Annotated in this window: 20 protein-coding genes; 8 read left to right on the top strand and 12 right to left on the bottom strand. The window is 58.6% G+C overall.

The window, feature by feature from the left end; genetic code table 11:
* Position 1 precedes the first annotated feature (1 nt).
* The 5 genes from BM364_RS07120 to BM364_RS07100 all read right to left on the bottom strand — a co-directional run bounded on the left by BM364_RS07120 (position 2) and on the right by BM364_RS07100 (position 5,216).
* Positions 2–979: a TniB family NTP-binding protein gene (locus BM364_RS07120; RefSeq protein WP_092422794.1), complete on the bottom strand. Its 978-nt coding sequence runs from the start codon at positions 977–979 to the stop codon at positions 2–4.
* Positions 976–3,015: a hypothetical protein gene (locus BM364_RS07115; RefSeq protein WP_092422792.1), complete on the bottom strand. Its 2,040-nt coding sequence runs from the start codon at positions 3,013–3,015 to the stop codon at positions 976–978. Before BM364_RS07115 ends, BM364_RS07120 begins: the two co-directional genes overlap by 4 nt.
* A gap of 235 nt (positions 3,016–3,250) precedes the next feature.
* Positions 3,251–4,102, bottom strand: coding sequence for a hypothetical protein (locus tag BM364_RS07105; protein WP_139232526.1), 852 nt, complete (start codon positions 4,100–4,102; stop codon positions 3,251–3,253).
* A 303-nt stretch (positions 4,103–4,405) separates the two neighbouring features.
* Positions 4,406–4,555: a hypothetical protein gene (locus BM364_RS18415; protein WP_175528496.1), complete on the bottom strand. Its 150-nt coding sequence runs from the start codon at positions 4,553–4,555 to the stop codon at positions 4,406–4,408.
* A 22-nt stretch (positions 4,556–4,577) separates the two neighbouring features.
* Entirely contained in the window at positions 4,578–5,216 is a 639-nt protein-coding gene (locus BM364_RS07100) for a hypothetical protein (RefSeq protein WP_092422786.1), read from the bottom strand.
* A gap of 210 nt (positions 5,217–5,426) precedes the next feature.
* Between BM364_RS07100 and BM364_RS07095 the strand changes: the two genes are divergently transcribed.
* The 3 genes from BM364_RS07095 (at position 5,427) to BM364_RS07085 (ending at position 7,254) form a co-directional block, all read left to right on the top strand.
* The gene (locus BM364_RS07095; protein ID WP_092422784.1) at positions 5,427–5,618 is read left to right on the top strand and encodes a hypothetical protein; all 192 of its coding nucleotides are present in this window, start codon (positions 5,427–5,429) and stop codon (positions 5,616–5,618) included.
* A gap of 557 nt (positions 5,619–6,175) precedes the next feature.
* A complete protein-coding gene (locus tag BM364_RS07090) occupies positions 6,176–6,763 on the top strand; it encodes a hypothetical protein (RefSeq protein WP_139232525.1) in 588 nt (195 codons plus the stop codon).
* Positions 6,764–6,786: 23 nt separating this feature from the next.
* Positions 6,787–7,254, top strand: a complete 468-nt coding sequence (locus BM364_RS07085) for a hypothetical protein (RefSeq protein ID WP_139232524.1) — start codon at positions 6,787–6,789, stop codon at positions 7,252–7,254.
* Between the two features lie 43 nt (positions 7,255–7,297).
* On the opposite strand, the gene BM364_RS07080 is transcribed toward BM364_RS07085, so the two are convergent.
* Positions 7,298–8,404 (bottom strand): hypothetical protein, encoded by a 1,107-nt coding sequence (locus tag BM364_RS07080; RefSeq protein WP_139232523.1) that lies wholly within the window; start codon positions 8,402–8,404, stop codon positions 7,298–7,300.
* 147 nt (positions 8,405–8,551) lie between these two features.
* On the opposite strand from BM364_RS07080, the gene BM364_RS07075 reads away from it, so the two are divergent.
* From BM364_RS07075 to BM364_RS18590, 3 genes are all read left to right on the top strand, one after another.
* Positions 8,552–9,076, top strand: coding sequence for a hypothetical protein (locus BM364_RS07075; protein WP_092422773.1), 525 nt, complete (start codon positions 8,552–8,554; stop codon positions 9,074–9,076).
* 215 nt (positions 9,077–9,291) lie between these two features.
* Positions 9,292–9,843, top strand: coding sequence for an RNA polymerase sigma factor (locus BM364_RS07070; protein WP_092422770.1), 552 nt, complete (start codon positions 9,292–9,294; stop codon positions 9,841–9,843).
* A 446-nt stretch (positions 9,844–10,289) separates the two neighbouring features.
* Positions 10,290–10,598 carry a hypothetical protein gene (locus BM364_RS18590; protein ID WP_139232522.1) on the top strand — a complete coding sequence of 103 codons (309 nt, stop codon included), beginning with the start codon at positions 10,290–10,292 and terminating at the stop codon, positions 10,596–10,598.
* Positions 10,599–10,705: 107 nt separating this feature from the next.
* On the opposite strand, the gene BM364_RS07060 is transcribed toward BM364_RS18590, so the two are convergent.
* From BM364_RS07060 to BM364_RS07045, 4 genes are all read right to left on the bottom strand, one after another.
* Positions 10,706–11,185: an antitoxin YezG family protein gene (locus BM364_RS07060; RefSeq protein WP_139232521.1), complete on the bottom strand. Its 480-nt coding sequence runs from the start codon at positions 11,183–11,185 to the stop codon at positions 10,706–10,708.
* An 89-nt stretch (positions 11,186–11,274) separates the two neighbouring features.
* A complete protein-coding gene (locus tag BM364_RS07055; RefSeq protein WP_139232520.1) occupies positions 11,275–12,072 on the bottom strand; it encodes a hypothetical protein in 798 nt (265 codons plus the stop codon).
* A gap of 103 nt (positions 12,073–12,175) precedes the next feature.
* The gene (locus BM364_RS07050) at positions 12,176–13,456 is read right to left on the bottom strand and encodes an NAD(P)/FAD-dependent oxidoreductase (RefSeq protein WP_092422758.1); all 1,281 of its coding nucleotides are present in this window, start codon (positions 13,454–13,456) and stop codon (positions 12,176–12,178) included.
* The gene (locus tag BM364_RS07045) at positions 13,444–14,529 is read right to left on the bottom strand and encodes a polysaccharide biosynthesis protein (RefSeq protein ID WP_139232519.1); all 1,086 of its coding nucleotides are present in this window, start codon (positions 14,527–14,529) and stop codon (positions 13,444–13,446) included. The genes BM364_RS07050 and BM364_RS07045 overlap by 13 nt, the downstream gene beginning before the upstream one ends.
* A gap of 309 nt (positions 14,530–14,838) precedes the next feature.
* Between BM364_RS07045 and BM364_RS07040 the strand changes: the two genes are divergently transcribed.
* Together BM364_RS07040 and BM364_RS07035 are read left to right on the top strand one after the other, a co-directional pair.
* The gene (locus BM364_RS07040) at positions 14,839–16,131 is read left to right on the top strand and encodes a sensor domain-containing phosphodiesterase (protein ID WP_092422754.1); all 1,293 of its coding nucleotides are present in this window, start codon (positions 14,839–14,841) and stop codon (positions 16,129–16,131) included.
* Positions 16,132–16,225: 94 nt separating this feature from the next.
* Positions 16,226–17,449 (top strand): MFS transporter, encoded by a 1,224-nt coding sequence (locus BM364_RS07035; protein WP_092423967.1) that lies wholly within the window; start codon positions 16,226–16,228, stop codon positions 17,447–17,449.
* Positions 17,450–17,455: 6 nt separating this feature from the next.
* On the opposite strand, the gene BM364_RS07030 is transcribed toward BM364_RS07035, so the two are convergent.
* The gene (locus BM364_RS07030; RefSeq protein WP_092423965.1) at positions 17,456–18,802 is read right to left on the bottom strand and encodes an MFS transporter; all 1,347 of its coding nucleotides are present in this window, start codon (positions 18,800–18,802) and stop codon (positions 17,456–17,458) included.
* Positions 18,803–18,977: 175 nt separating this feature from the next.
* Positions 18,978–20,066: an ABC transporter ATP-binding protein gene (locus BM364_RS07025; protein ID WP_092422751.1), complete on the bottom strand. Its 1,089-nt coding sequence runs from the start codon at positions 20,064–20,066 to the stop codon at positions 18,978–18,980.
* Positions 20,067–20,093 lie beyond the last annotated feature (27 nt).

The raw sequence follows: 20,093 nt of genomic DNA, 5'->3' as shown, positions 1-20,093 counted from the left end.
GCTACTCATCTCCGGGAAGATAGAAAGGGTTGGCCTTGCCGAAGAGGCTTTTCTTCAGCTCGAGATGCTTGCGCAAGGCCGTGCGATCAATTCCCGAAATGCCGCTTTGCAAAGCTGTGTCCGTCGCAGCCAGCATCAAATGCTTGATGTCGCCTATGACACCCTTGCTGTAGCGCCATAACATGTCGGCCAGCTTCTCTTCGTCTATCGGGCTGAGTTTGGGGTTGGGAAGCTGGGTTCTGAGCTTGGTGAGAAACGTAACGAATTCGCCGGGTTTCTCGTTTTTGAAATCGGGGCGTGAGAACGGGCGAATGGTGACATTGGTAGCCACCAGCTTACGGGTCTCATTCTCGCTTTGGAGCACTTCCAGCGTTCCCTCAGTGCCGACGACGACGACTTCGACACGCACGACCTTACAAAGGTTGCGCAGCAGCACTACCGCTTCATTCTTCCTGGCACCCTTTACCTTCGCTAACTCTTGGATGTCCTCGTAGATGACAACTTTCGTCTGGAATGCCGTCAGGTGCGTTGCGAGCAGCGACGCCAGGTCGCCGCCGTTTTTCCATACAGGTGCCCTGCCACGCACCAAGCCACGCAACGTGTCGTCACCTAATGCCTTGAAGGTCGGGTTGCCGACAATCTGGATCCTGACCACCGGATGGATCCTTTGGCCCCTGTCATGCAACGTCACATATGACACGTTGGCGGCCGCCTCGATGCGACTTTCGTCCCGGCTGAGGTTTTCAGTAACCCCGCCATATGCCTTTGCCGTCTGCTTCATCCAAAAGTCGATCGCCGTAGACTTCCCGACATGCGACGTTCCTAAGATCGCGTGTATCTTACCGAAATGACCGGTGCCGTGGAGCCGCAGAGCTGTCTGGAGACAGTCAATGATCCGCTCGGAGGTCGACAACTGGATGAAGGCCCGCCCGACTTTATCTATCGGTCCGTTGCCGAGCGTTGAAAGTAAGGTCGTCATAGCTGATAAACACCATCCTCGCCGTCACCTTCGGTTCCATTGTCGCTCGGCGTCTGCGGATCGGTCTCGTAACCGGCAAGCGTGTGATCGTTTTCGACGGCAGGCTCGGCGTCATCCTCGTCTTCGTCCGGCAGGGCGGGGGGCTCCGTGCTGGGCATGAACGAGCTAGTATTTGGCGGCACTACAACGTGGCTGCGATTGCCGATTGCAGCGTTGCGGGACCGTTCGATAGCCAATTCTGCGGCGCTGGGAACGCTGTAAACGCCGCCCCTACCGTAGGTCTTGTACGAAAAAGCCTGCCGCGACATGTCGTGAGAGGCGAACTCCTCGGACGCGCTGACTTCCGGCTCCACGGGCGGTACGGCAATTTTGGAACTGGCTTTCTGACGAGGCTCAGTCGGCAGGTTTTTGACCTTCTTGGGCTCCCCTGCGCGCTCCTTGATCGCTCGATCGGCGTTCAAGCGAGTATCCCTCGCGGCGCGCAGTTCGCCCAAAGAGTCCTTTTTCTTGCGATCTTTCTTGCGTTTGCCGACCGCCCCTTCGTGCGTCAGACCACGATTGGCGTACTTACCCTGCAGGTGAGCTTCGACATAGCCAGGACCCTCGAGACCCAAGATGCGGACCGTGCCGTCGACTGTGTGCTTCGGAATGGTAACAACCACCTGTCGGCGACCTCCGCCGTTCCAGTATTCGCGGTGAAGCTCCTCAGACCAGTACTGCAAACCGTCAATGACCACGCCGCTTTCCGTGAGCCAGGCAGTTTGGGCCTTGCCCCCGAAGATATCGGGATCGGGCGGGTTTTTCCAATTGAGCGAGTTCATCATGCCGCGGCGAAATCGGTTGATGCGGATCTCGCCAGTGCCGGGCTCTTCTCGCATGTTATAGTCCTCGACCAGGAAGATCATCAAACATTCCTTCGCCTGCTCGAGCGTCATGGTCGCCTGTGCCTTGTCCGGGTCGGTCTTCGTGAAATTGGCCCCTTTGAAGCCAGGAAGCCTGCGGACATGCATGCGCATGATGTCGCCCAGGCCTTTTTCGATCCCGCCCTTTAGATGACCGCTCGCCTTAGGCAGATCGCGGATCGCAAAACCTAGGGAATTCGACAGCCCGACCAATGCGCCGCCAAGATGGATGGAGTCGCGATCAACCCAAAGTTCGTCAAACACGCCGTGAGTGTCCCACGCGCCCTTCCAGTCATGGTCGATCGTCGCCAACCAATCGGCTTTGGGAAGCACCGACATGCGAACGGCTTCATGAACGGCGAACCAATCCGGTCGCTGAAACGACAAGTGGAAGCCCAAGGCAACGCCGCTCCATTTGTCCTTGAGCAAGCTCAACCAAGCGATCTTCTCTTTGCCGTCCTCGTCAGTCAACGAAACCTGCAGGAGGTTTTGATCCATCGGCGTATGATCGAATTCCACGCGCTGAAGCGGCCCGTCGACGCGCGGCCCCTGCGCGATGCCGGCCGTCAGTCGGTCAGCATCGCGGCGGTTCCGGTCGTAGGAAAGCTGCTGGTGAGCATTGCGCTTGCGAAACAGGCGACGAATGAGATGCACGCCGACGAAATGAAGCTCCTCGGTGTTGCACTTCGGATGAATTTGCACTTCGCCCTTATCATGAAGCTCCCATATCTGGTCGTTGAGCTTGCACTGCACGTTGTAGAGGCTGTTGACCTGGTCGACATTGTTGACGATCTCGTCGTCGATTAGACGCTCGGCGTGCCTCAGTACCGGCATGTAGGGATCGTCCTCCTGCCGGCGCTTCCCCTTCTTGTGGTCCCGATCAATCATGGCCTTGCGCTGCCGGCCGGAGGCTATCCAAAGCGGATCCCAGATGCGGCGGACTGTCTGAACCGATGGCCGGCGCTGACCCGTGGTGTCGGATGCCATGCCGTGGTCGATTGCCGCCTCGATGTGCTTTGCTTGGCGGCGCCTGATCGGGCCAAGATTGGCTTCATCTAGATGCTTCAGTATCGTGACCTTGAAATCGGCGCGCGCGGTTTGCCTATCGGAGAAGAGGTTCCAATCGGACTCCATCAGCTCTTTGATGGACGGAGCGAGAGCCTCCCATTCGTGATCCGTAACGATTTCCGCGCGATACTGATGTTCGTGATCTGCTGCCGCGTAAGGGTGATTAGGTCGTCCGTCGATCCTACCTGACGGAAGTCCCATTTCATGGCGAAGGGGTCGGCATGAACGATCTCGCAGCGCCGTCCCTTGATCCGGAAGACTTTGCCCTTCACAAAGTCCTTGGAGGTAAGCATCCTGCCCATCAGTCGCGCTCCGGCCAGAGGTTGCGGAACATCGTCTCGGGCAGGAAGAACGAGCGCCGATCCATGGCGATCGCGCCGAGCCGCTCCAGAATGCAGACGACGTTCAATGCCAGTGCCGCGTGCGGTCCAAGATGGTACGAGAACTCTAGGACGCTCATGGCCTCGGGCAGTTCCTTCAAGAGTGATGCGGCATCGTTGATCACGTCCTCCCCGATGTGGGCGGTCAACGCCCGACGCATGGCTTTCGCGTTGTGGAATCGCGGCTCCGAGCGAATTTCCAGCTCGGTATAGAGGCCAAAGCGCATCCCCACGATTTCGCTCGAAAGGCGCATGCCCTCGAGCCGCTTTCTCATCGCCAGGGCCTCCACAGGATCCTCAGGTCGCGCGTCGGATACGAGCTTGCACTCCACGAGCAGGTCGATATGTCCAGGGCGCCTTATCCATGCATCCGGGTACCACGTGTGCTTCCCGGCGGCATCGAACCACTCGACTTTTCCGGGCTGCGCCCTGGCATCGGTCATGTCAGGCCAGAGGTAATCGGCAACGAGCCAGAAATCGCCCTCGACACCTGATTCATGAGCTTTCCCCTCAAACCCCAGCGCCTGTATGGGCTGCACTCCCGAATAGAGGGATGCTCCGCGCGTTCTGACGACCCGCGCCTCGGAGCCGCGGAGCGTCTTGTGCTTGCCCTTCTGTCGGGGTTTGATCTGGTGCGCGAACGGGTCCCGGTCGTCTCCGATACCATTCATTCCCAACGGTCCACGGACGACAATGCCGGTGACGTCGTCTACGGTGACATATGGAGATTGCGGGGCAGGGAGGTATCGTCTGGAATTCTTCTCTTTGGGCATGACTCGTCGTTCCTGCCCAAGAAGCGTGCGCGATCGTTGACAATTGCCGACGGTACGTGCAGCCTCTACGGGCGATTGAGACACCGACTGGACTTGGCGGCTAACCTTACGTCCCGTCGGTAATCGTTGGAGAAGGCATCCCATGTAAGAGAGGGGGTGCCTTTTTCTTTTTTCGGCTCGGCTCGAATCCTTCGTAGTTCGTGAAGGAATTGTCCGATGGTTTTTCGCAAAGGAAAAGCGAATACCGACTTAACCGCTTGACTTATTGCAACCGCAGCCGAGGAAAAACGCCTTTCGGTAGAGTCACTTAGCGAGTTGGCGCTTGAATTCAAAGCCCATTGGCAGGTAGCTAAGCTCCGGAAGACGCACGCCTTTTTCGAATCCGGCACCCACGGATTTGACGATCCAGTTGGGCAGACTCAGAGCGTAATCCGACTGCTGATTTTCGCTCATGCGCAATAACCAGCATTCTAGATTATGGCTTTTCCGTCAGAATATTGGTCAGTCTGACCGACGGGATCGATTCGCGGCGGGGCTCATACGACGGTCCTGGCCTGAACATCGTATGTCCGTGAAATCCAGAGCTCAGGTCGCCGACTAGTACTCCTTGTGCCAGCATTGCCAGCAGTGGCTCGAATGGATCGACGGCGCGATGGGATTGGAAGGCTTGGAGAAGAGATTGCATCGCGATCCCTTCAACCTTAGAGCCGGCAGCCTCGACGGCGAGGTATTTGACCAACGGATCAACGACTGTGCGCTTGTGCGCCCAGATAGCTCTCGCGGTAGAGTGCAGGGGTTCAGTAGTCAGTTGCGAGCGCCTGACCTTGAGGACCGCATGTCCGAACCGGTCTACCGGCAATCTGCCGTTCAGCTCGGTTATCACTAAAGAGAAAGTCGCGGTCGCGATGGTGACCCTGAACGCGAACTCGATGTCTGGCATCATCCAGATTGTCGGATCAAGGGGGCCGACGGCCGTGACCGTCGGGTCCAAAGCCGCTTGGATCAACGCATCCCTCTGCCATCGGCGCGGGTAATGGATTGGCTCGCTACTCTTGAAGCAAACGAAGCCAGGGAATTTCGACAAATCTGGTGGATTGGCGGAAGCAATGTACATCAGCAAACCTCGAAAATTACGAAAGCGCAAAGATCGAAGGCCTGCTGCATAGGCCTTGGCCCAATATAAGTACCCGACACGCAAGTCAGTCAACAGATATCTAGATATCTTGGCATCCCTCGGACTTAAATGTACCCATGTGGCGATGACAAACGGCGGCACCGCCTTGACTGCGCCTTGCGATAAGAGGCGGGCGTGCTATGAAGTGATATGCAGTCGAAGTCCGAAGCGAGTGTGGCGAAGGCACGTCCCGACGGCCGCAAGCCCTTGCTGCTCTACATTGATCCCGCCGTCATCCAAGCGCTAAAGGTCGAAGCGCTCGGAGCGAACACTCATGCCTACCTGATCGTCGAGAAGCTTCTCAAAGAGCATCAGGCAACCCAGGCACCCAAGAGCCGGTAGGGTCATCTCCAACACTGACGGTCGTAGCGTAACCAGCTCGTTCCGCATTGCGACGTTCGACCCGTTGTAACCTTTTGTGATGCGCAGCGGTCAATGTTGTAGGGATTTGAGATCGGACCGCTATCGGCCGTTGTAACCAATTGAGATGACAAGGCTCACTGGTTGTAAGCATTTGAGGTCGGGACCGAGCGCTGCGGTGTAAAATTCAGGGATAGGTTGTATGATTTTGGGGTAGGCGACAGGAGTCACAATCTCAGCCAAGCGCGCCATAGAAGCGTCGTTCGCATAATATATATTATGGAACTTGTGCGTGAGTGGCTTCTTTATTTCAGCTCGTCGTCGTTCGTGGAATCGTGTGCGACCGGGATTCCGCAGCAATGTCCGAGGATCAGTGCTGCCTCGGGTCGAACGTATCATATGCTGACGGATGGCACATGGCGCAGCACCTCTCGCATCTGTGCAGCATATCTGCTGCTGCATCTCAGACCAAGGTCTGCCCGTTTCCGTACGTCTCATCTGCGATCATAGACTGCAATCTATGCGCGAGGATAACTGCGATGTTTCGTTACATGATAGCTGCTGCAACCGTCTTTGGGTTGAGCGCCACGGTCTCCGTACAAGCACAAGCCCCGACCGATTATCTCGGTGTTCCGGGTCCCATCACCGTTGCCGGCACAGATTATGCGCTAGCCTGGTCATCCAACCCGAACGAGGATTACTTTAAGCAGGAATATCTGCCGGCCGGCGCGTCTGCCGAACAGTACGAGAGCATGGTCCTGGTGGAGTTTCTAGGCACCGACATGGCCCTGCGGGATGTGGTTGCCGCTCAGGTCCAGATGATCGAAGCGCGCAAGGCTACGGATCCGGTCGCCAATTTCGCCGTCCTGCAGAATGACAGCACTGGAGAATATGTACTCGACTTTCTTCTATCCACTAAGGACGAGAACGGCGAGTTTATCCTCGAATGGAACGCATATCGCTACATCGAGGATAAATTGGACGGCACCCGCGGCACCGCGATTTTCGCGATTAGTGAGCGCGCTTACGGCGACGAAGCTTCTGAGGCGTTCTTGCGTGGCTTGGGTGAGTTCAAGTCCCAGCGCATCCTTGATCTGACCCAGACCGCGCTTCCGGATATCCAGTGATCGGATTGATAATGATGCAGTTTATGACCAGAACATCAAAGCTGTCCTTCGTTGCCTTTGTCCCCCTCGCCCTGTTGGTGCCCCCTGCTCTTGCCAGTTGGGAAGGCACGGAGTGGGACATGTCTCCTTCCGAAGTGCTCGCTGCCGTCGATGGGGCAAGAGAGCACAGTCCGGCTTCGTCCGAGGCCTTCGTCTATGATGGGCGGAGTTTCGCGCCTCTGGTGAAGGCCGAGCACGAGATTGCCGGCATCGCAGGAGAGGCAGCGTTGCTGTTCGATGCAAACGAGGCGCTGAGATTTGTCGTGTTTTCTCCGGCGCAGATCGACGCGTGCGCGACACTCGGCGAGGCACTGACGGAGCGCCATGGGGCAGTTGAGACAACCGGCTTTGGCTCGACCGAGATCTTCAATTGGGAAGACACCGAGAACACGATCAGCTTCACCAGTTCAGCCGATCTCGGTATCTGCAATCTCTCATACGCTGCGCCGTGAGCGCATGGGTCGAGGCAAATGCCTCGACCCACTGCGAGGTGCTTCAGCTTTCCCCAATCTGCAGCGGTCCGGGTTCGCCGCGGACGAACGGCTCGATCAGGCTGCGATAACTGGGATTGTGCTCCGGGGCGTCGGCGCTCGTAAGGGCGTTGATCGTTGCAGCACAGAGGCCACTTTCTCCTTCCACCGTGCCCGTCGTGATATCGCCCCCGCTCGTTTCTTCCCAACGCTGCGCGACCGCTTCGGCGGCCTGCTCAGCCATGGCGCAATCAGGATAAGCCAGCGCAATGGTCGCGCCGGGGCTATCATGCTGCACATCGGCAATTATGCCGCCGAGGTAAGGCGGAATGCCCTCTGAGAGCGCCGCCATCTGCTGCTCGGCTTGCTCGCGGATCTCTTCGACGCTTGCCGAAGGCGAGATGAAGGCTGCGGGGTCGAGGCCCGCCATGCCGAAGAACGGAGAGATGACGACGGCCTGCATGATCGAACCCTCGCCGACCGCTTCACCAAGCCCGGCAACGGCCATCTGGACGATCTCGTTTTGGCCGATAGCAGGCTGATCGACAGCCACCAGCATCGCCGATTGTGGTGTGCCGGTCTGCACGACAGTGCTGCCTTTCAGCGCTGCGAATTGCGCTGCGCCGATCCTGGTCCGCCAAGGGTCGGTCGGGTCACGCATGTCTAAGGCAGCGGCCATGGGTTCGCCGTTCCCGACAACGCCTGTTTCGCCAAATGGCTCGAAGCCCTGCGTCTCGAGTGAGGCAATTAAGTCGGAGGCTGCTGCTTCATCGCTCAGGCCCCAAAGACTTACCCCATTTGGCGGGCGGCCATAACTGGTGAAATAGCGCAGTTGGTCGAGGCTTGTGCCAGACTTGGCCTCCCAATCAGATCGCTCGGAGCGAAGCAGGGTTTCGAGGCCATTCATGTCCGCACCCAGCATGAGGCGCGTTCCCGGCATTTGACCGTCATTGCTTTGGGCCAGCGCCGTGAGCGCCTGCACATCCACGAAATAGGCGAGATCGCCATGCTCTTGTACGAAGATGGTTGCGGGCAAATGGTCGAGGCTGTCGCGCAATGCGTCGAGGTTTCCGGCGAGTGTTGAGGCTGACGTGGTGAGCAACAGACTGGCGGCTAGAACGCTACGGCGCATGGAGGTCTCCTTTTAGTTTTCCCTCATTGGACGACAGGCGCATCCGGAACCTTGGTTCGAACTTGGCGATGCGGTCTTTTTCACACCGGCACCAAGGTATTCCGATCCCCGCGCGTCGTATGGAAATAGTTTGAGAGGATCACGGCCATGAAGCGACTGCTGCTGTCCCTTTTCTGCGCAACGGCGTTGTTGTCACCGTCCCTGGCTCAGGACGCGACTGACGTCGCCGATATGAGCAATGCTCAAATCGCGGCGCAGGCCCGGGATCTTCACCCCGCCGCGCTCTACTTGCTGGCTTCGCGCCTTCTTTATGAAGGTAAGGGGCAAGAGGCAGCGAACTGGATGTATGCAGGTCAGCTCAGATATCGCTTTTCAATCACGGCGGGTGGCGACGAAGCGCGCGACGATCAGATTCTCTTCAGCGCTCTCAGCGAGCAAGTTGGACGTCCGGTCAACGAATATATCGCGGGCGATGTCGACGAATGGCTTGCAGCCATGGCCTGGGCGCTCGAATGGGACGCGCAGACCCCCAACAATGTCACGTCGAAGTCGGAAAATGCCGAAGCCCTGGCGAATGTGCGATCGGGCCTCGAGCGGCTCATTGCAGACGTTGAAACCAATCGGGAAACGATCCCGCAAGAGCGCGAAGCCAACGGGCTGGAGAATCGGTGACGAGACCTGCTTTCGGAGTCCTACGGTTTGGCTCGACATACAGCGATAACAACAGAAAGATGTGGGCAGGGAAATCCTGGGAGGATTGTCGTGACAGCGTCTCCGGCGCTGGTCTTCGCAAATGTTTCCACCCGCTCAGGAAAATCTCAATTTCGCCACAACCATTCTGCTTCTCTAGCATTACTGCTGAGGGCAATGGGGGAGATTCCGACAGGGTGCGACTTGTTGACGGGGAGATATCCGAACCGTCCGACACGACCGAATATCTCATCAAGGAGGTCAAGGCGGGCGATACGAGAGCATTCGAGAAACTGATCTCGGAGCACTATCGCTTTATCTACAAGACCGCATTTCGGTGGCTTGGCCACAAGAGCGATGCCGAAGACGTCACACAATCGGTGTGTATGCGGCTGGCAGATGCGCTGATCCGCTTCGACGGCCGATCCAAGTTCACCAGCTGGCTTTATGCGGTGACGCTGAATGCGGTGCGTGACCTGCAGCGCACGCACAAACGACACGGCAAGCATATTGAGGCGGCATCTGCCGTAGCGCGCGACGAGGCATTCCCTGATCAGGAAGACCAGCTTCGCGTCGACGACATCTGGCGGATCGTTCGTCAATTGCCTGATAAGCAGCGCGATGCTGTGCTTCTGGTTTTCGGCGAACAACTTTCGCAGGCTGAAGCTGCGACAATCATGGGGTGCAAGGAAGTCACGGTTTCCTGGCACATCCACAATGCGCGCAAGTCGCTGAAGGACTTGCTATGACAAGGGAGCGCGACCCGTTCGATCGTCTAAGCGAATTCGTGGACCCCGAACCGGATCCTGTTGTGATGAAAGCCACAATCGCTCAGAGTCGCGGAGCATTCATACGGCAACGCGTTGAGCAGTCCGGAAGGGCTGGTTCACCTGTCGGCAGGTGGTTGAGACAATCACGTGGTTGGTTCGTGCCTGCGGGAGCGGGCGCTTTCGCGCTCGTTCTGGCCGTTGCCATCGGATTGGGTGTGATGCGCCCCGTCCATGAGGGTACTGCAGGGCGTGATATGATGGCTGACCGGCCCCAAGTCGATGCGCCGGCCGAACCCACAACTGAGTTGTCGCGAGCCCCCTCCCCCCAATCCAGCACCGGCACGCGTCTGGGTGCTCAGCCCGCTCCTGCAGATCAGCCGACAAACGCGGCGCCTGGCCCTGTCTCGATCGTCGAGGGTGATGGCGTGCGGGTGGAGACTCGTGCGAGCGGATCTGAGCTTCAATTTCTCCTGCCGGACATTTCAGGCGAGCAAGTTATAGACTCCCAACTGCTTTTCTCAGGGGAAGAGTTGACGGTGATAGGTGCATTCCGTCTGCCTGAGGCGGACATGATCGCGGTCGAGTTCGAGACGGCTGAAAGTCGCTTCTGGCGCATCTACCAACCGGCAGATGGCGTCTACGCGCGAGATCAGGAGCTTTCCGCATTGGTGTCAGGCGCAGTGGACAGAACTGATATAGAGACACGCTTGCGTCTTCACGGTGCTTTCAACTGATGAGGATTAGCGCACCGGCGCCCGGTAGTCGCCCATCAAAGTGTCGATGAGACGGTGGGTGACGGTCATGTCCCACCAGCGCTGATCTGCGTCATCTATCATTCCCGTCAGGGCAAGGGTCTCTCGGCACGCTGGCGCAGGTATCGGTCAAGCAAACCGGTCAGCGGGCTGTGCAGCAGATTTCCGTTGAGCCTTGGTGGCGGGTCGTAGCTAAACTTGAAGTCATACTTGCCGCTTCGCTCGACAGTGAGATCGAGGATCGTCCAAGGCCCCTGCACTTCGTCCGCCATGGCATCACGCAATGCAAGGATGGCTTCCTTGCTTTGCGGGCTCAGTCTGAAACTCAAACCTTCCAGTTCGCCGTCAGGTAGATGGGCCAGCACCGAGGTTTGGCTGCTCGACCTGCGGCCCTCCTCCACAAGCACCTCGTGGTTGACGGCAAGATAGACCCATTCCCTTCCCTCCCACTCTCCATCCGGTAGGTCGGTGATATCCCCGGCCACACTCTTGACGATCGCCTCCTGAAGCGCCACGCGGTCAGGCACTGGCTCGTTGCGCTTGAAACCTGAAAACAATTGCTTGAACATTGGCGTCTCACTTGAGTTCGGGTGAGCGTTTGGGGTCGGGGCGGCACACGCAAACATCATCAGCATTGCAGCGACGAGCCATGCGGACACTAGGAGTCCGTCGCTCCCTCGGCATAGACCGTTTCCAGCCGGTCAAGCGCTGCATCCAGGGTTTCCCGCAGGGCTGTCGTGGATTGCTCGTGGAATGTCAGCATTTCAGGGGTTGTGATCGCCTCGACAAGCTCACTCATCTGCTCATCGTCCAGCGCACTGTAGATGGCAGCAGTGACCGCGAAGGAGTTTTCGACGTAGCCGCTACGTACCTCTTCGGCACTCGCCGCCCACTGCCGGGCGCCATCCATGCCGAGCGCAGGCTCGGCAGCGATCAGCATCGCACGATGATAAACGTCCACGGTGTTATGCGCGACAGCAGGACCGGAGAACGCTTCGAAGAGGTCGACCAAAAGGGCTCTTTCCTCGGTGGAGGCGTTTTCGATCAAGGATCTACCGGAAGCGATCACGTTCCCCTGGTCGAGCGGATGAGCCGACGCCAAGACGGCTCGGCTCTGCTGCCCAATGGGCGTTTCGAAGAAGTCCAGCGCCGATTGTCTTGCCTCGTCCGAGAGATGCTCATCGAGGTTGGCTAGAAAATCAGTCTCAAGCTGCTCCGCCTCGAACGCTGCATCCACAGCGGTCGCCCACTGGTGAACCGAATCCGATGAAAAGCCATATTGGGGATCAACAAGCACCTTTAGCTCTCGTGCCATGGCGGTCAGGCTGTCGACGCCCCTCAGCTTGTCAGCAAGGTCCGCCGTGGTGCTCTCCATTGCCACAACGGGTAAAGCTGTCATCATCAGCCCGGCCAAAGCTGTAGCGGCACAAAGATGCGGACATTTCAGCGCAATCATCGGAATCTCCCAACGTCCAGTTTGACTATGAGACGTCAGGAGCGGCGCGGACCTTGGTGCGAAGTGCGTTTCAGCACCCGGCGCTCGGGCGCCGGGGCTCATTCTAGCGCAACCGCCCCGGCATATTTGCCACGGCCGCCTGGCTGTCGCTCACCGATCCCGCAGCGTCGCGGCGACCAAAGGCAGCCTCAAGCGCTGCACTACCAAGATTGGCGCCGAACTGCGCGAGAACCGAAAGGGCGCCGCGGTGCGACGGCATGAACCAGGCAAAAAACAACACGCGGATGACCCAGGCAAGCCGTCCGGTAAACTGCAGGCCCCAGAGCTCGGTGATCCCACTTTGCCCAGCAAGGCCAGCGGCTTGACCCAGACCACGGAAGTTGAACGCCTTGAGAGATTGCCCCCTGAGCTGCCGGGCGATATTGCGGCCAACGCAATCCCCCTGTTTCATCGCCCAGAGTGCATTGGTCGGGCAAGGCTCGCCGGTTCCGGGATGCGCGGCCGCTGCGATGTCACCTGCAACCCAGATATTGTCGAACCCGCGCACGCGCAGATTGCGGTCGGCAACGATCTGCCCCGCCGCGTTGCGCGGCAAGGCTTCGGTGCCCTGTAAGGTTTGGAAGCTCACGCCGGCCGCAACGATCGACAGATCCGAACCTATCACCTGTCCATCATCTAGAACGATATGGTCGGCTTCGATCATGGCAACGCGATTGCCTGACTTGATGGAAACCCCCTGCCCTTCAAGCGTCTGGACCGCGCGGTCGGCAATGTGGCCGAATGCAGGTCGAAGCGCCGGCAGAAGCTCTTTGCTCGACGACACAAGCCGCACATTGACCTTGCGCCCGCCAAGCCTGGCATAGCGCGCAGCGAGCGCCGAAACAGTTTCCACCCCCGCTAGTCCACCGCCGATGACGACCACGTTGCGAGGCCGCAAGTTCGAAGCGTCGAGATCTTCAAGCCAGGTGACCAGCTTTTGCATGTCGCGGGTGTTTTTGACGCACCATCCATTCTGCGCCAGACCGGGAATGCGGTCGAACGGATCTGTGGATCCGGCAGCCATCACGAGGTGATCATACGCGATCACCTGATCACCGTTTTCGGTATCAACCGTAAGCGTCCTGCCCTCGAGATCGGCAGAAAGCACATTCCCCTTGATAAAGGCGTTGCCAAGCAGCGGCTGCAACTCGGTCAGCGTGCTGCGCACTGGCAGATCGCCTGCCAACACCTCTCCGGTCCAGCCGTGATAGGTGTGATGCCCGTCGCGGGAAATGAGGGTTAGCCCAATCTCCCCGCGCTTGATCTGGGCACCCAACCGCGCACGCAGGTTCGAGAAGGCGTGAAGGCCAGCATAGCCGCCGCCAAGGACGACTATGCTGCGCATGAGACCTGCTCTTGGACAATGGCTGCACTGAATGCGTGTTCCTTTCCGATCTTGCGTCCGAAAGAGCGGAATGGGGCAAGATGAAAGCCAAGATGCTGATGATCACGGGCAAGCTTGAGAATGTGCTCCGCCTGCTCGACCTTTGCATCGCCCATGCAGAAGTGCCCCTTGTGACCTGAAAGCGCGAGAAGCATGGTTTCGGCGAGGCACGCATAAGCAAGCTTGGGCGCAAGCGCGATCGAGCCGCGAAGATGAAAGCCTGGAACTTCGACAAGTCCGCCATCGACAATGAGAACGTCGGGCCGCTCGGTAAGGAGGCGTTCGTCGGTATTGCGCGGCACAGTGTCGTCGAGAACGATTGCTCCTGGCTTGAGGTGCTCGCTGCGCAGCAGCGCGTCAGGAGAAGAGGTCAGCAGAACGACCAGATCCGCCGTTGCCACGTCGGCCATGTCGGTGCTGATCGTTGCCTCCACACCGTCGCGACGTACGTCGCTTGCAAGCGCCTGCAACCGCATCTCATTGCGCGCAACGAGCAGCAGACGGCCCGAATGCTGACGAGCGTAGAGCCGGGTGAGACACGAACCGACACTGCCGGTCGCGCCAACGATAGCGATCAGCGGATCACGTCCCAGGGTGGGGACGAGTTTCTCGATCGCCTGGAGTGTCATCGCGGCAGTGAACGCGTTGCCATTGGTCACGCCAATATCAGTGCGCTTTGCGAAGGCCTTGCCGCCCACCGAGGCCGGCGCGGTCAGGGCGCCCAGACCGACCACCGATGCGCCGAGATCGCGCGCCTTGTCGATGGCTTGCGAAATACGGCCTTGAACCTGGTTCCGGGGCATTGTCAGCAATTGCGTCGGCGTCAGCGGCACAGTGATGATCCGGCCGACAACTTTACCAGGAGCATCGAGAAGCGACATCTTGCCGGTGACCATCGGGGGCACCGGCAAGTGCTTAAGCGCAGAGCGCCAAACCGTTTCGGGCACGAGCGAGAACGGCTGCCCGAAAAGGATGCCCATATCTTCGCGCAGTGTATTCCGTGGATGTACGAGAAACGCAAATTCAGACTGCATGATAACCCCAACCCTTCGCGTCGCGACCCGCAACGCCCGCAGGATGGGATTTAACACAATTTTAAGGAAAGTTTAATCAAGTGTTAGCAAGTCTTTAAACTTGGTTAACGCCCTGGGTGTGCTTTAAGGCCTTGGCGGCGGTCAGTCAAAAGCGCCGGGGCTCTTCAACCATCGTTTAAGTGTTTGCCCTTATGGTGCTATTTTGGAGCAAGTCCGTAGCACGTCGTGTGTCTGTCGTTGGCAAGTGGCAGAGATCTCTGCCTCTCGCGAAATGTTCAAACCGCTCGGCGAGTTGGGAGCTGGGGTAACATGAGCGCAGGCGACGACCGTTTCGACATCAAAGGCCTTACCAAAGCCTTGGACGAAGGCGCTGACTCCTCGCTTCGGCGAGCGCTTGAAGCTGTGCGTGAGCATCTTGGCATGCAGGTTGCTTATGTCTCGGAGTTCGTTGGCGATCGAACGATCTTCCGTGAGGTCGATGCGCCGGGGCTAGAGCATGTGGTCAAGCCTGGCGACTCCATGCCCCTCGACTATGTTTATTGCCGCCACATCCTAGAAGGCCGACTGCCAGAGCTGATGCCTGATGTGCTCGGCGTACCCTTTGCGGTCGACATGCCATTTACCCATGACATGGGCGTCCGCGCGCACATGAGCGTGCCGATCAAGCTCCGGGATGGCAAGGTTCATGGCATGTTCTGCTGCATCAGCACGGAGCCGCAACCCTCGCTTAATCCGCGAGATCTGCGGATGATGCGCGCCGTTGCCGAACTGGCCGCTATCCTGATCAGTCGCGAGATCGACGCAACGACGGAACAGCGCGTCAATTTCGACCTGATCCGGCGTGTTCTCGACAATGATGAGCTTGCCGTTGTGGTTCAGCCGATCTTTCGCATCGCCGACAACCGACTGCTTGGTTTCGAGTGTCTCTCGAGGTTCTCGGGCCCCGAGCAGTGGACACCAGATGTCTGGTTCACCATGGCAGCATCGGTCGGGCTTGGAACGGAGCTTGAGATGCGGGCCGTCGAAAAGGGCCTTGCTCTGCTCGATATGTTCCCTGACGATATCTACCTGACGTTCAACGTGTCTCCGGACACGGTGATCTCCGGCTCTTTGGCAGAGGCCCTGCCCGCCAAACATGCTGGGCGTGTCGTCGTGGAAATCACCGAGCATGCCAGCGTCCAAGACTATGGCACTCTCGTGGCAGCTTTGAACGACATGAGAGAAAAAGGCGTTCGGCTGGCTGTCGACGATGCCGGTGCAGGATATGCCAGTCTCCGTCACATCCTCACGCTTCAGCCCGACATCATCAAGCTCGACATCAGCCTGACCAGAAACATTCAGGACGATCTTGCCCGCCATGCGCTCGCTGCCGCGCTGGTTCACTTCGGTCGCGAAACTAAGAGCCAGATCCTCGCAGAAGGCGTGGAAACGGCCGTGGAACTCAGCGTGCTTGGCGAGCTGGGCGTAGAGACGGCACAGGGCTATTTCCTCGGTCGCCCCATGCCGACAGCTGAGGCTTGCCTGCTTGTGGCTCAACGTCAGCTCGCCGATCGGGCTCGTCCCAAGATCGTGGCGTCTAACGCGAAGGTTTCCGGCCGATAACGCAGCATGACCTGGGCAAGATTATTTTCTTGCCTCTGTCTGGAACCGGGCGCTTCATCCGTCGCCAAGGCATAGTCCTTGGAGGATGGTCGGGATGGAACGCCATTACGGTTGGGTTATCGTCGCTGCCGGTGCAGTGATCACATGTCTTGCCATGGGCGCGATGTTCGCCTTGCCCGTCTATCTCCAACCTATAGCCGATGAAACCGGTTGGACCCGCGCGGGCATATCAGGCGCCATGACGGTGGGATTCATTGTCATGGGCGTCGCCGGTTTTATCTGGGGTACGCTGACTGACCGGATCGGCGCGCGGCCTGTGGTGTTGATCGCCGCCATTATGCTCGGATTAGGTTTGTTCGTCGCGAGCCGCGCCACGGATCTGATTGTGTTCCAGCTCGCCTATGGCGGACTGGTGGGCGCTTCCGGCGGAGCTTTCTTCGCGCCTCTGATCGCCACTACACTGGGCTGGTTCGACAAGAACCGTAGCCTTGCAGTTTCCCTTGTGTCCCTCGGTGGCGGCATCGCGCCGATGATCGTCACCCCTTTGGCAACGGTGTTGATTGCTACCTATGGCTGGCGCAACGCCATGCTGATGACTGCCGTCGTCGCCGCCGTGCTGATCATCCCTGCTGCCTTCCTGATCCGCCGCGCACCGGCAGCCGTTGCTGCGGCACCTACACCGGCGAGCGACGTCGCGCCGGCCGAGCCGCAGCCTGCAAATGTGGGCGCCATTTTCCGCAAGCCGCAGTTCTTCATTCTGGCTGGTGTCTTCTTTCTGTGCTGCGCGGCGCATTCCGGGCCGATCTTCCACACGGTGAGCTACGCGATGCTGTGCGGCGCTTCGGCTCTTGCGGCCGCCAGCATCTATAGCGTCGAAGGCATTGCAGGCCTCTTCGGACGAGTTATCTTCGGTGTGCTGGCAGACAGGATAGGGGTCAAGCGCATCATCGTCGCTGGTCTCGCGCTGCAGGCGGTCGGTATCTATAGTTATATCTATGTCAGCCAATTGCCTCATTTCTACGCTCTGGCGGTCGTGCTTGGACTTGTCTATGGCGGCGTGATGCCGCTCTATTCGGTGCTTGCGCGGGACTATTTCGGTCCAAACGTCATGGGCACCGTGCTGGGCGGCATCACCATGACATCCTCGATCGGAATGGCCTTTGGTCCCGTGGGCGGGGGATGGCTCTACGACACTTATGGGGACTATCACTGGCTTTACGTCGCTTCCGCCGCGGTCGGATTGGCGGGTGCGGCACTTGCCTTGGCTTTCCCGCCGAGAACCGTGACCCAGCCGCCCGCAGACGCAGTGGCAGCGTGAAAGCGTTCAGGCGGGGTGCGCCACGCTCGCCCCGCCGCTGCTGTCATCATCGTTATTGGTTCTATAAGCCTCGGATAGTGCCCGATATTGCCGTGAGTTAAAGGCGATGATCGTCACCATCAGGCCAACAAAGCCCGCGATCGTGAAAACCAAGGCCATGCCGCGTGCCGGTCCCGTGCCGAACCACGAACCAATTGATCGCGCCCCTGCTCCATCCGTCATGAACGGGATGACGACAAACTGGGTGAGCGGGCCGATCAGAAAGGCAGTGAGCGGAGAGGCCGACTGCTCGACCGACTGAGCGAAACCGAAAACGCGCCCCTGCCGCTCGAGCGGAACCACCTTCTGTAACGTCGTGTGCTCGGCTGCCTCGGCATAGGGCCCAAGAAGCATCCAGACAAAGCACCCTGCGGCAAGCAGCCAGAACGACGCCTGAACCGTGAAGAGGCAGCAGACCGACCAGGTGATGGCATTGACAAGTAACAGCGTGCGTAGCGGATTCTTGCCGAGACCGGTTTTCGAAATGACGATGCCGCTCAAAATGAAGGCCGTCGACAAGACACCAAAAGTCAGCCCCCAAACCTCGACGGACACGAGCGAGAGCCCATAGGCATCGAGCAATGCCATGAAGATCCCGCCCAGGAAATTGTTGAACGTGGCAAAGAAGATCAACGCAAAAAGGCCGGGCACAGCACTGACGACCCTGATCGTGCCGGCGAGATCGACGCGTTTCGGCTCCGACGGCGCTTGCGGATCAGAGGGTGCCCTGCCCTCATCGACCTGAACCGTCATCAAGTGGAAAAAGGCAAGCAGCGATGCGCTGAGAGCCAGCACGAGGACGCCAAGCATGCCTGTATAGGCCACCAGAAATCCCGATAGCACCGAGGTCGTCAGAAAGCCGATGCCGGAAACCATGCCAACCAGGCCATTGGCACGGTCGCGCCTATCCTCAGGAATAAGAATGGTCACCAGCGTCGGCAAGGCGATAGAGCGGATATTGCCGGCGATCACGCCGAGCATGATGACGATGACAAAGACCCAGAGATAGGCTCCGTACGGGTTGAGGAAGGCACCGTTGGGTTCAAGCAGCAGCAGCACCAAGCCGGTTGCGTAACAAAAGGCTGACGCAATGCTGGAGCCGAGCATGGCGAGTTTCTTGCTGTTGTGGTCCACGATTGAGCCGAACCAGATGCCGAAACTGGCAGTGAAGACCAGGAAGATTCCGGCAATCATGCCCGTGGCAAAGACCGAGTCTGTTTCGAGGAATATCCAAAAGGTTACCGCAAACCACACTGTGAAATTGACGACGTTGGCAACGAGGTTGTTGGCGAGTATCTGGTGGAATGGGGTCATGAGACGATCCTCACACGTGGCCATCAGGAGCCGTCTCGCGTGGAAGGTGACCTCCCATCGCCCGTCAGGTGTCCTCAGCCGGTTTCCACTCTAGAACGTTTGGCGCCGCTCGTCTTCGACATGCTTGCAAAGAAAAGGCCCCACTTGGGGGCCTGGTTTGGGAGGTCGCTTTAGTTCAGGCAATGGGTGCCAGCAGCGCCTGACCAGTTCGATCAAAGAGGATCGCCTTGGCGGGGTCTGCAGCGAGCGCGATGCTTTCTCCCACGCGCAGCGCCTGGTCGCCGTCGAGAACCGCAAGCCATGGAATGCCGGAAGCCAGTTCGATATTGACGATGGTTTCATTGCCCAGCCTCTCGACAAGACTGACCCGGCCCACCACAGCGCCATTTGTCGCGGGCGACAGATCATGCGGGCGGATACCGAGGGTGAGCGTATCACCCACCTTAACGCCTGCGACAGTCGCAGGAACGCCGAGCCGCGCAACGTCCTTGCTCCCAACCATGATGTTGTCCTCGTTGACCGCTTCCACGACCACCTCGACGAAGTTCATCTTCGGCGAACCGATAAACCCGGCCACAAACAGGTTTGTGGGTCGTTGATATAGGTCGATAGGGCTGCCCACCTGTTGCACGACGCCGCCATCCAGCACGACGATCTTGTCCGCCAGGGTCATGGCTTCGACCTGATCGTGCGTGACATAGATCATGGTTGCACTCAGGGTTTGGTGCAGCTTGGAGATTTCCATCCGCATATCGACACGCAGCGCAGCATCGAGATTGGATAGCGGTTCGTCGAACAGAAAGACCTCCGGCTGGCGCACGATAGCGCGGCCAATGGCAACGCGCTGCCTCTGGCCGCCCGATAGCTGCCCTGGCTTGCGATCCAACAGATGCTCCATCTTGAGGATCTTTGCCGCGTTGCGGATCTTCTGGTCGCGGACATCCTTCGGGGTTCGGGCAAGCTTCAGTCCGAACCCCACATTGTCGTAAACCGTCATGTGCGGATAAAGCGCATAGGACTGGAACACCATGGCGATGGACCTGTCCCGTGGCTCGACAGCATTGCAGAGCTTGTTGCCGATAAAGAGTTCGCCACCTGTAATATCTTCAAGCCCAGCAATCATGCGCAAAAGGGTGGACTTGCCACAGCCCGAAGGCCCGACGAACACGACGAATTCGCCGTCGTCGATCGAGAGGCTTACGCCCTTGATGACCTCGACCGAGCCATAGCTTTTCTGGATGTTCTTCAGTTCCAAACCGGCCATCGGTCAGATCCCCTTGAGTGAGAATTT

The sequence above is a fragment of the Devosia crocina genome (assembly GCF_900116545.1).
Taxonomy (GTDB): Bacteria; Pseudomonadota; Alphaproteobacteria; order Rhizobiales; family Devosiaceae; genus Devosia; species Devosia crocina.
The sequence above is the reverse complement of the archived record's forward strand: the minus strand, read 5'-3'. Positions and strand labels throughout refer to the sequence as shown.